We start from the raw sequence: 11,196 nt of genomic DNA on the forward strand, positions 1-11,196 counted from the left end.
AGACCTAGGCGGCGGCGCGGAACTGCTGGCCCAGCACGCTCCAGAGGCTTTGCACGTGAGTGACGAACTGCGGCGTTTCGCGCACGGTGAAGACGTCGCGCGGATGCGGAATGCGGATGCGCTCGTCCAGCAGCACGCGGCTGGGCGGGCCGGACAGCACCACCACCCGGTCCGACAGCAAAATGGCTTCGTCCAGGTCGTGCGTGACCAGCACCACGGTCTGGCCCAGCTTGCGCCAGATTTCCATCAGCTCGCGGTGCAGGTGGGTCTTGGTGTGCGTATCCAGGGCGCCAAAGGGCTCGTCCAGCAGCAGGATGCGCGGTTCCACCGCCAGGCTCATCAGCAGCGCCACGCGGCGCCGCATGCCGCCCGACAGCTGGTGCGGAAAGGCGTCGGCAAAGGCCGTCAGGTGGCCCAGCTCAAGCAGTTCGGCCACGCGGCTGGCGATGCGGGCCGGCGGCACGCCCTGGAACTTCAGCCCCAGGGCCACGTTCTTTTTCACGCTGAACCACGGCAGCAGCGTGTCTTTCTGGAAGATGTAGCCCAGCGCCGGCGGCACCTGGCCGTCGACCACGCGGCCGTCGACCCGGATCTGGCCGGTGGTGGGCGGCAGAAAGCCGGCAATCATGTTGAGCAGCGTGCTCTTGCCGCAGCCGGACGGGCCGACGATGGACACGAACTCGCCCGCCGCGATGTCCAGGCTGACCTCGCCCACCGCGTGGGTCGTGCCCTGGCGCGACTGGTAGGCCTTGCCGACCCTGTCCAGCGCAATCATCAAAGCCCCCGCGCCTTGCGCACGAAGCGCATGTCGACGCACTTGGCGTAGGGCACGGTCTTGATTTCGTCGTTCGAGAATTGGCGGCCGTCGCCCATGATGGCCGTCATGCGGTCATAGGCGTCCTGGGTGATCAGGTTGTCCTTGAGAAACACCGTCTCCTGGTACACGCCCAGCGTCTTCTCGATGGCGGCGCGCGGAAACGCGCTCAGGTAGTCGTCGTAGATGGCGTCGGCCACCGCGGCGGCGCTGTTGCCCGAGATGAAGTCCTGCGCTTTGACCAGCGCGGTCACGAAGGCCTGCACGGTTTCCGGGCGCTTCTGGATGGTGTCCTGCAGCGTCAGCGCGGCAATGCCGGGTACGTCGCCACCCATGAATTCGTTCCACGAGCTTTCCGTGGTGGCATCGAAGATGGGCACGCCCCAGCCTTCCTGGCGGGCCTGTTCCATCATCGACATGGTGGCCATGCTGGCCGACACCGACCCGGTCTTCAGGGCGCCCAGCATGGTGGCCAGGTCGCCCAGGGGACGGATGTCGACCTTGTCGGCCACGCCGGCCTTCTGCATCAGGTACAGCGCCATCAGCCAGGTGCTGGACTGCGGCTGGGTCGCGCCCACGCGCTTGCCGGCCAGGTCTTTCAACGACTTGATCTTGCCGCTGTCGAAGTCTTCGCGGCGCACGATGACGTTGGCATAGGTGAGCTTGCGGTCAAAGCCGAACACGAGCGTGGCGGGCTTGCCGGCCAGCGTCAGCGCGGGCGCGGCCGTGGCGGCGGTGGCGCCGAACGCGATCTGGCCGGCGGCCAGCAACTGGTTGGTGCGCGGGCCGCTCTGCGAATTCAGGTACTCGACTTCCAGGCCGGCATCGCCGAAGTAGCCCTTCTTTAGCGCCACGTAGCCCGCGGCAAAGAACGGGTCGATGCTGCCCTGGCCATAGACGACGCGGCCCAGCTTGGGCTGGGCAAAGGCCACGCGGCCATCGAGCAGGCTGACGCCGGCAAGCGCGCCGGCAGCGGCCAGCACACGGCGGCGGGTGGTGAAGTCAGGGCGATTGCGCATGTCATCCTCGGCGTTGATTGGGTTGCAGCTGTTTGGCGAAACAATACCGCAGCGGTTCCGGTCCAACAATGGAAAACGCCCGGTCGCCCGGGCGTTTGCAAAGCGCCGCACGCGTCAAGCGTGCAGTGCGTCGGGGCCTAGGCCGCCGTCTTCTTGGGGGCGGCCTTCTTCACCGCTTTCTTGACGGCGGTCTTGGCGGCCGTCTTGGTCGCGGTCTTGGTTGCGGCCTTTTTCACGGCCGCCTTCTTGGCCGGGGCCTTCTTCGCGGCGGTCTTGGTCGCTGTCTTGGTGGCCGTCTTCGTCGCCGTCTTGGCCGGCGCTCGGCCACGGCCGGGTTTCTCCGGACGCGGTTCGAACTCGAAGCCGATCTTGCCGTCGGGCTGGCGCACCAGGAAAGCCTTGAACTTGCGGTTGGTGCGGCTGGACACGAAGCCGTCGAGCAGGTCGGTGCGGCCGTCGGTCAGCAGCTTTTCCATCTGCTCGCGCGAGATTTCCTGCTGCAGGATGACCTTGCCCGACCGGAAGTCGCAGCTTTTTTCAGGGCCGACCGATTTCTCGCAGACATAGCTCATGCCGTGCTCGAACACCCGCGACTGGCACTTGGGGCAGTTGCCCACCGGCGTGTGGCCCGAGAAGTCCACCGCTTCGTTGTCGTCTTCGTCGTTCTGGCCGAAGTCGAATTCCAGCTTGAATTCATCGCTGATGCGCAGGATGGCGGCGAACGGCCGGCCCATCTTGCTGATGAAGCCTTGCAGCGGACCGATTTCGCGCTTGGCCAGCAATTCCTCGACTTCCGGAATCTCAAACGTGCGTCCGCCCGGGTGCTTGCCGATCGAGAAGTCGCAGTTGGTGCAGGCGTAACGGCGGTAGTTTTCCTTGACCACGTTGCCGCACTTGGGGCACGGCGTCTGCAGCGTGGCGTAGTCGCCGGGCACCGTGTCGCGCTCGTATTCCTTGGCGCGCTTGACGATCACCTGGGTCATCTGGGCGATCTCGCGCATGAAGGCCTGGCGGTCCAGCGCGCCCTGCTCGATCTGCTTGAGCTTGTGTTCCCATTCGCCAGTCAGTTCGGGCGAGGTCAGTTCCGACACGTCCAGGCCCGACAGCAGCGTCATCAGCTGGCGCGCCTTGGCGGTGGGCACCAAGTCGCGGCCTTCGCGGCGCAGGTAGACCTCGTTGAGCAGGCCTTCGATGATGGCGGCGCGCGTGGCCGGCGTACCCAGGCCGCGCTCGGACATGGCCTCGCGCAGTTCCTCGTCGTCCACCAGCTTGCCGGCCCCTTCCATGGCCGACAGCAGCGTGCCTTCGTTGAAGCGCGCCGGCGGCTTGGTGGTCAGGCCCACGGCTTCGACGTCTTCGGTGCGCACGGTCTCGCCGTCGCCCACCGGCACCAGGTTGGCATCCTCGCCCTGGGCTTCCTTGCCGTAGACGGCCAGCCAACCCGGGTTGACCAGCACCTTGCCGTCCGTGCGGAAGCGGTGGCCCTGCACTTCGGTCAGGCGGGTGGTGACGCGGTATTCGGCCGCGGGGAAGAACACCGCCAGAAAGCGCTTGAGCACCAGGTCGTACAGCTTGGCCTCGGCTTCGCTCAGGTCGTGCGGGATCTGCAGCGTGGGGATGATGGCAAAGTGATCCGACACCTTCTTGTTGTCGAAGATGCGGCGGTTCGGCTTGACCCAGTGCTGGCTGACCACCGTCTCGGCGTGGCGCGACAGGCCGCCCACGGCGTTCGAGCCGCCCTTGGCCAGCGCCCGCATGGTTTCCTGCACCGTGGAGATGTAGTCCTCGGGCAGGTAGCGCGAATCGGTACGCGGGTAGGTCAGCGCCTTGTGGCGTTCGTACAGGGTCTGGGCCAGCGCCAGCGTGGTCTTGGCCGAAAAGCCGAAGCGGCCGTTGGCCTCGCGCTGCAGCGACGTCAGGTCGTACAGGGCCGGCGACATCTGGGTCGACGGCTTGGATTCTTCGGTGACGCTGCCTGGCTGGTCGCGGCAGGCGGCCACCACGCTCTGGGCGGCGGCCTGCGACCACAGGCGCGATTCGCGCTTTTCAGGGTCGCGGTCGTCTTTCTTGAAATCCGGGTCGATCCAGCGGCCTTCGTACAGGCCGGCGGCCGCCACGAAGGTGGCGCGCACTTCCCAGTAGTCGCGCGGCACGAAGCGGCGGATGCGCTCTTCGCGTTCGGCCACGATCGCCAGCGTGGGGGTCTGCACCCGGCCCACCGGCGTCTTGAAAAAGCCCCCGTCCTTGCTGTTGAAGGCGGTCATGGCGCGCGTGCCGTTGATGCCCACCAGCCAGTCGGCCTCGGCACGCGAACGTGCGGCGGCTTCCAGCGGCTTGAGCTGGCTGTCGTCGCGCAGGTTGGCAAAGGCCTCGCGGATGGCGGCTTGCGTCATCGATTGCAGCCACAGACGCTGGATCGGCTTGTTCACGCCGGCGTACTGAATGATGTAGCGGAAGATCAGTTCGCCTTCGCGTCCCGCGTCACAGGCGTTGATGATCGCATCCACGTCCTTGCGCTTGGCCAGGCGAACCAGCAGCTTCAGGCGTTCGGCCGATTTCTTGTCGGTCGGACCCAATTCGAATTCAGGCGGAATCACGGGCAGGTGCGTGAAGCTCCACTTTCCCTTGACCGGATCGTTGGGCGCGACCAGGCTCAGCAAATGGCCTATGCTGGACGCGAGTACGTAACGTTCGCTTTCAAAATAGTCGCCCTCGCGCGCAAAGCCTCCCAAGGCGCGTGATATATCAAGGGCCACCGAGGGCTTCTCGGCAATAATCAGCGTTTTATTCATGTGTATCCAGTGGCGGTAGTCCCGCCTTAGTAGCGCGGATAATAAGATCGGAGATTCGCCAGATGCAAGTCGGCACTGAAAGACAAGCGGGATCCGAACTGCACGCTTGGCGTCAATTCCTGGCGCGAAGCACGCTGTGGCTAGGCGTTTTGCTGCTTGGCAGCGCGGCGGTTTGCTGGGTCGCGGCCAACTGGCAAGACATGACAAAAGTGCAGCGCTTTGCTGGCGTGCAGGGCCTTTTGGCCGTCAGCGCGCTGGGTGCGGCCTGGGCCGGACTGCGTCTGCGCGGCAAGCCGGGCGTGCGCCGCAGCATTCCCGGCGCGCTGCTGGCCTTGGCCGGCATGCTGCTCGGCGCCCTGCTCGCGTTATTAGGCCAAACTTACCAGACTGGCGCCGATACCTGGGAACTGTTCGCCTGGTGGGCGGTCCTGCTGTTGCCCTGGGCGCTGGCGGCGGCCAGTCAGGCCGTCTGGCTGCTGTGGGCGCTGGTCATGAACGTGGCGCTGGTCCTGTGGCTGGGCGAACGCGCCTTCAACGGGTGGCTGATCCTGGGCGGGCCGGGCCCGATCAGCCTGTTCATCGCGGGGTTGAACCTGCTCATGCTGCTGGGCTGGGAAATCGCCGCCCGCCGCTGGCGCGCCAGCACGCTCGTCGGGCCGCGGGTCCTGGCCGCGGTGGTGATCGGCGTGCTGGTCTCGGCGCGGATGGTCGGCGATTTCATCTTCGGCGGTTCCAACACCACCAACGGCATCGCCTGGCTCGCCGTCACGCTGGGCCTGGGCTTCTACTATCAGCGCGGTCGGCGCGACCTGGTCATCCTGGCCATGCTGGCCGCCGGCGTCATCTGCGTGACACTGCCGATCGTGGGCGAATGGCTGATGCGCCTGGAACCCGGCGTCTGGGCGGCCCTGCCCCTGGCGGCGCTGCTGATCGCCGAAGCCGTCTTGGCGGCCCGCTGGCTGCGCGGCCTGGCCGCCCAGTCGCCACAAGCTGCCGTGGCGCCCGCGGACGCCGAGCCTGCCGCCGCCTCGGCCGGTAACGCGGTCGACCCCGCCGAGGCGGGCGAACCCGTCGCCCAGGTGACCCCGCCCGCCGTGCCGCATACCGAACCGGCCTGGTATGTGCAGTGTCTGCTGGGCCTGAGCGCCTGGCTGGCGACGCTGCTGTTGCTGGTGTTCGTGGCGTTCTCCGGCATCATCAACTCAGAGGAAGGCGCACTGATCGCCGGGCTGGTGCTGTGCGCGGCCGGCGTGGCGGTGCTGCGCAGCGACGCCGGGCCGTTCTGGCGCCAGTGCGGCACGGCCATGGCCTTTGCCGGGCAGATCCTCATCATCTACGGCATGTCCAGCTCGGCCTCGTTCGTCAATGCGTGCCTGTTCGTGATGCTGCTGGCCACCGCTGTCTACGTGCTGGGCCCGGACGTGATCCTGCGCTTTCTCAGCGGCCTGCTCATCGCCATGGCCGGCGCCGGCCTGATCTGGCGCGGTCTGGCGCCTGAACTGATACGCCGCGACATGCTGGACGCCCTGCTGGACTTCGACATGGCGCATGCCGCCTTCGTCTGGCTGCCCATCGCGGTGACCGGCGCCTGGGCCACGGCGGTGCTCCTGACCGTCAGCCATCGCCTGGGCGGCAAGCGCAGCCACGCGCTGCAACCGCTGGCCTGGGCCTTTCTGCTGTCGGTGCAAGGGATGGTCTGGCTGGCCAGTGGCCTGTCGGTGCTGCAGCTGCCGGCCATGTGGCAGGTCAATGCGCCGACCGCGGTGCTGGTGTGCGCGGGCGCGCTGCTGCCCGCGGCCGCGGCCCTTGCGGTGCTGTGGCCGCGCCGCCGTGTGCTCACGGCCGGTGTGACCGTTGGCGTGCCCATCGCCCTGCTGCTGCTGGCGCTGTTCTGGCTGCCCAGCCCGGGCGTGGGTTTTGCGCTGGCCTGGCTGTTGCTGGGTTTTGGCCTGAACCAGCCGCGGGTGGCGCTGTTCGGGGTGCTGAGCCTGCTGGCCTACCTGGGTATCTACTATTACCAGCTGGACGTGCCGCTCTTGCAAAAGGCCCTGTGGCTGGGCGGCGCGGCGGTGCTGCTGTTCGTGCTGCGCGGCCTGGTGTGGCTGGTGCCGCGCCTGATGCGTACCCAGGCGCCGTCTCACCGCGCGCCCCTGCCGCCCGTGTCCGGCGCCCTGCGCTGGCGCACGCTGGCCATCCTGGGGGGCCTGGCCCTGGTGCTGGTGGTGGCCAACGGCGGCATCTGGCAGCGTGAAAAGCTGCTGGCCACCGGCAAGGTCGTGATCCTGGAGCTGGCCCCGGTCGACCCCCGCTCCCTGATGCAGGGCGACTACATGGCGCTCAATTTCGCCGCCGGCCGCGAGGTCACCCGGCTGCGTCTGGGCGGCGAGCGCAAGGACGACGATTCGGTCATGGGCGTCGAGCCCGACGGCTACGTGATGCTGACTGCCGATGCGCGCGGCGTGTCGCAGGCCGTGCGCATCCAGCCCGACGCGAGCCCGCACGCCAACAACGAAGTGCCGCTGCGTTACCGCTTGCGCGACAACGGCGTACGCATCGTCACCAACGCCTACTTCTTCCCCGAAGGCCAGGCCGAACGCTACCAGGTCGCCAGGTTCGGCGAACTGCGCGTGGCGGAAAACGGTGAAGCGCTGCTGGTGCGGATGCTGGGAGAAGACCTGCAGCCGCTGTGACCGCGACCCAGCCGCCCGACATGCGTCGGGCGGTTGCGGCGCGGGTCAGGGAAAGCGCGCCGCCCAGCCGGCCGTGGCCGCGCGCAAAAAGGCCGCCACATTGTCAGCCACCAGGGGCGCAAACCCCAAGGCACGCCAGGCGGCCTGCAGCGCCGCCAGGGGCGCGTCGATGTCGATGGGCGGGGCGCCGTTCTGCTTGGACAGTTTCAGGCCGCTGGCGGGGTCCAGGATCAGCGGCACGTGCAGGTAGCGCACCGGGGGCAGCCCCAGCAGCCGGCCCAGCACGCGCTGGCGTGCCGTGGAACTGAGCAGATCCGCGCCGCGCACCACGTCGGTCACGCCCTGAAAGCCATCGTCCACCACCACCGCCAGCTGATAGGCCCACAGGCCGTCCGCGCGTTTCAGGGCAATGTCGCCCACCGCCTGGGCCACATCCTGCGCTTGCGGGCCCAGCCAGCGGTCTTCAAAGCGTTCCTGCCCGTCCGGCATCACCAGGCGCCAGGCGCGGGCCTGGCGGCCGGGCGGCAAGCCGTGGCGGCAGGTGCCGGGATACGGGCGTTCGCCGTCCGCACCGGGGGCGGCCTGGCCGCGCAGGGCGGAATCGGCGATTTCGCGGCGGGTGCAGCCGCAGCCGTAGACCAGGCCGCGGGCCGCCAGCGCCTCGAAGGCCGCCTGGTAGGCGTCGCCGCGCTGCGATTGCCAGATGACGTCGCCGTCCCAATGCAGGCTCAGCGCCCGCAGTTGCTGCATGATGCATTCGTCCGCGCCTGGCACCGTGCGCGGCGTGTCCACGTCTTCGATGCGCAAGAGCCAGCGGCCCTCGTGGGCGCGGGCGTCCAGCCAACTGGCCAGGGCGGCCACCAGCGATCCCGCGTGCAGCGGGCCGCTGGGGCTGGGGGCGAAGCGGCCGATGTAGGTCACGGTGCGGCGGTGGGGATCAACGGGGTTGAGACGACATGATGGCGCGCGGGACGGCGGACGTTACGGGTCACGCCAGCCCCGGCAGCAGACGTGAAGGCGCCGCGCGCAAAGGCACGCGGCGCCGTCGGAAAACAGAACCCGCCGCGGGGCGGCGCCTGCCGTTCAGTGCAGCAGGCGCACGCCGTCTTCGTCGAGCAGCTCTTCCAGGACCAGATTGTCGATCTCGGCTTCCTGGCTCCAGAGAACCATGAGGGCGATGATCTTGATCTTGGACAGCGGCACCGGCGATTCCGGCGAAGCCAGGCCCCGGTCGATGACGATCTCGCGCAGCGGCGCGGGCAGCACGCCGGCCGATTCCAGGAAGGCGATGAAGCCGATGGATTCGGAACCCAGCTGCTGGTATTCGTTATCGGTGTAGATCCGGGTGCCGGTGGTGGGCGCCGTGGCGAGATCGACGCAACGTTCGGTGGTTTCGGCCAAGCCGTAAAGCCACCCAAGCGCGTCGTCGATGTCTTCGTGCTCGAACCCGGCAGCGGCCAGCCGTTTGGCCAGCACGTCAGCGGCGGGACAGGCTTGCGGCGTGTAGTAATTCTCGTACAGATAAACCAGGATATCGAACATATGGCGCAGTTTTGTGCCTGTTTGCACAGTCGGCCCGCATATCGGCAGACCAGCAAACATGAATTTTACTTTACGCTGATTTATTTGCCCGGGCAACCGGCGAAAAGGCGGAATGGCGCGGGCCGTCGCCGGCCCGCTACAGTCACACATTCTGCGCCCCGATGCTGACAAAATAAGCGATTCCCCTACGCCAGGGGCAGCCTTTAAGGGTCTGCCCCTTTTTAACGTCCGCGTCGCTTGCGTCACCCCTTACGGCCCCACCCCTTCGGCCGTCTTGGGAGCGCCCTGCAGCTTGAGCTGCGCCAACTGGCGGATGAACACCGGAATGCAGATGGCCAGGCCGACCAGGCCGCTCGTCAGGCCCGGAATGATGGTCAAGAGCGCGCCCACCGTGCACAGCCAGCGTTCCCAGCTTTTCATGCCCACCAGCATGTAGCGCGAAAACGCCGCCGACAGCAGCACCAGGCCGATCATGCAGCCGAACAGCGTCACGAAGAAGTCGTACCAGGTGAAGCCCTGCACTGAAATCAGCAGCGATGGCGAAAACACGAACACGAACGGCACGATCAGTTTGGTGATGCCCAGCCTGAACGCGGTGTTGCCGGTCTTGAACGGATCGCTGCCCGCCATGCCCGCCGCCGCGTAGGCCGCCAGCGCCACGGGGGGCGTGATGTCGGCCAGGATGCCGAAATAGAACACGAAGAAGTGCGCCGCAATCGGCTGCACGCCCAGTTGCACCAGCGTGGGCGCGGCCACCGCCACCATGATCAGGTAATTGGCCGTGGTGGGCACGCCGCAACCCATCAGGATGCACACCACGCCCGTCATGATCAGCGCGGCGATCAGCGTCAGCGACTGCATGTCGGCCAGCGCATCGGGAATGAACATCGCCGCACCGCCGGCCAGCGCCTGCGAGGCCGCGATCACGATGTACGAGATCTTGAAGCCCACGCCGGTCAGCGTCACCACGCCGATCACGATGCCCACCGTGCCCGCCGCGGCGCCTACCGCCAGCGCGTATTTCGCACCGGTCTCGAAGGCCTCGTACAGGTCGCGCAGGCGCAGCCGCTGGAACGGATTGAGCAGCCCCACCACGATGCAGCCCGTGATGCCGGCAAACGCCGCCAGGTACGGCGTGCGGCCGCTGGCCAGCACCCCGATCAGCAGGAACAGCGGAATCAGCGTGGGCCAGCGCATCTTGAACGATTGCTTGAGCTTGGGCATTTCCGCTTCGGTCAGCCCGCGCAGGCCTTCGCGCTTGGCCTCGAAGTGCACCTGCATGAACATGCCGAAGAAGTACAGAAACGCCGGGAAGATGCCCGCAATCGCGATCTGCTGATACGGAATGCCCAGGAATTCGATCATCAGGAAAGCGGCCGCGCCCATGATGGGCGGCGTGATCTGCCCGCCCGTGCTGCTGGCCGCCTCGACCCCCGCCGCGAAATGCCGCGGATAGCCGATGCGGATCATCGCCGGAATCGTCAGCGAGCCCACGGTCACCGCGTTGGCCACCGACGAGCCCGACAGCATGCCGAACATGGCCGAGCCAAACACCGACACCTTGGCCGGGCCGCCGGCATAACGCCCCGCAATGGTCGAGGCCACGTCCAGGAACAGCTGGCCCAGCCCGATGCGCGTGGCCAGCACGCCGAACAGCACGAAGTGAAAGACGTAGGTCGCCACCACGCCCACCGCCACGCCGTACACGCCCTGGCTGGTCAGGTACATATGGTTGACGATCTGGGGCCAGGTGTTGCCCGCGTGCTGCAACAGCCCCGGAAAATACGGCCCGAACATCGCATAGGCCATGAACACCAGCGCGATGATGGGCAGCGGCCAGCCCATCGCGCGGCGCGTGGCTTCCAGCAGCCCGATCAACAGGATCGACCCCATCAACACATCGATGGGCAGCGGATTGCCCACCCGAAAGGCCAGGTCTTCGAAGATGTATGGGATGTACAGCACCGACAGCGCCAGCGCCACCGCAATGACCCAGTCATACAGCGGAATGCCGCCCGGCGCGAACCAGGTGGAACGGGGCTCGCGCTGGTAGTGCGCCTTGGAAAACCCGAACACCAGGAAAATCAGGCTCAGCACGAAGGCCAGGTGCACGCCGCGGTGCGTGGCTTCGCGCAGCAGGCCGAAGCCGGCGGTGTAGTAGTGGAACAGGGACAGCGTGACGAGCAGGCCCGACACGATCCACGTGGCGGTCTTGTCCAGCGGCCGAAAGCGGATTTCCGAATCGTACTTTTCCGCCAACTGCTGGGTTTTCTGGTGGTCGATTTCCATAACCATGGTTCTCGGGAAGGGCTGCGGGGCAGGGCCGCGTGGCCCTGCCC

The 11,196-nt window shown here is 67.1% G+C and carries 7 protein-coding genes; 1 reads left to right on the plus strand and 6 read right to left on the minus strand.

Annotated elements, in window-relative coordinates; all coding sequences use genetic code 11:
* Nucleotides 1-4: 4 nt before the first annotated feature.
* The 3 genes from AC6LJ2_RS21050 to AC6LJ2_RS21060 form a co-directional block, all read right to left on the minus strand.
* A complete protein-coding gene (locus AC6LJ2_RS21050; protein WP_263912718.1) occupies nucleotides 5-775 on the minus strand; it encodes an ABC transporter ATP-binding protein in 771 nt (256 codons plus the stop codon).
* Nucleotides 775-1,833 (minus strand): ABC transporter substrate-binding protein, encoded by a 1,059-nt coding sequence (locus AC6LJ2_RS21055; RefSeq protein WP_263912719.1) that lies wholly within the window; start codon nucleotides 1,831-1,833, stop codon nucleotides 775-777. The genes AC6LJ2_RS21050 and AC6LJ2_RS21055 overlap by 1 nt, the downstream gene beginning before the upstream one ends.
* Nucleotides 1,834-1,970: 137 nt before the next feature.
* Nucleotides 1,971-4,625 (minus strand): DNA topoisomerase III, encoded by a 2,655-nt coding sequence (locus AC6LJ2_RS21060; protein WP_445657904.1) that lies wholly within the window; start codon nucleotides 4,623-4,625, stop codon nucleotides 1,971-1,973.
* Between the two features lie 62 nt (nucleotides 4,626-4,687).
* On the opposite strand from AC6LJ2_RS21060, the gene AC6LJ2_RS21065 reads away from it, so the two are divergent.
* The gene (locus tag AC6LJ2_RS21065; protein WP_445657905.1) at nucleotides 4,688-7,315 is read left to right on the plus strand and encodes a GDYXXLXY domain-containing protein; all 2,628 of its coding nucleotides are present in this window, start codon (nucleotides 4,688-4,690) and stop codon (nucleotides 7,313-7,315) included.
* 45 nt (nucleotides 7,316-7,360) lie between these two features.
* On the opposite strand, the gene gluQRS is transcribed toward AC6LJ2_RS21065, so the two are convergent.
* From gluQRS to AC6LJ2_RS21080, 3 genes are all read right to left on the minus strand, one after another.
* Complete coding sequence (gene gluQRS, locus AC6LJ2_RS21070) at nucleotides 7,361-8,236, minus strand: tRNA glutamyl-Q(34) synthetase GluQRS (RefSeq protein ID WP_498152107.1); 876 nt, start codon at nucleotides 8,234-8,236, stop codon at nucleotides 7,361-7,363.
* A gap of 162 nt (nucleotides 8,237-8,398) precedes the next feature.
* The gene (locus AC6LJ2_RS21075; RefSeq protein WP_263912723.1) at nucleotides 8,399-8,857 is read right to left on the minus strand and encodes a Smg family protein; all 459 of its coding nucleotides are present in this window, start codon (nucleotides 8,855-8,857) and stop codon (nucleotides 8,399-8,401) included.
* A 249-nt stretch (nucleotides 8,858-9,106) separates the two neighbouring features.
* Entirely contained in the window at nucleotides 9,107-11,146 is a 2,040-nt protein-coding gene (locus AC6LJ2_RS21080; RefSeq protein WP_498152108.1) for a TRAP transporter permease, read from the minus strand.
* Nucleotides 11,147-11,196: the final 50 nt, after the last annotated feature.

It is taken from the genome of Achromobacter sp. 1014246743 (assembly GCF_059760725.1).

Excerpts from the sequence above, each read along its gene's own strand:
- AC6LJ2_RS21050 (WP_263912718.1), bottom strand. The coding sequence starts at position 775 with ATGATTGCGCTGGACAGGGTCGGCAAGGCCTACCAGTCGCGCCAGGGC.
- AC6LJ2_RS21055 (WP_263912719.1), bottom strand. The coding sequence starts at position 1,833 with ATGCGCAATCGCCCTGACTTCACCACCCGCCGCCGTGTGCTGGCCGCT.
- AC6LJ2_RS21060 (WP_445657904.1), bottom strand. The coding sequence starts at position 4,625 with ATGAATAAAACGCTGATTATTGCCGAGAAGCCCTCGGTGGCCCTTGAT.
- AC6LJ2_RS21065 (WP_445657905.1), top strand. The coding sequence starts at position 4,688 with ATGCAAGTCGGCACTGAAAGACAAGCGGGATCCGAACTGCACGCTTGG.
- AC6LJ2_RS21075 (WP_263912723.1), bottom strand. The coding sequence starts at position 8,857 with ATGTTCGATATCCTGGTTTATCTGTACGAGAATTACTACACGCCGCAA.
- AC6LJ2_RS21080 (WP_498152108.1), bottom strand. The coding sequence starts at position 11,146 with ATGGAAATCGACCACCAGAAAACCCAGCAGTTGGCGGAAAAGTACGAT.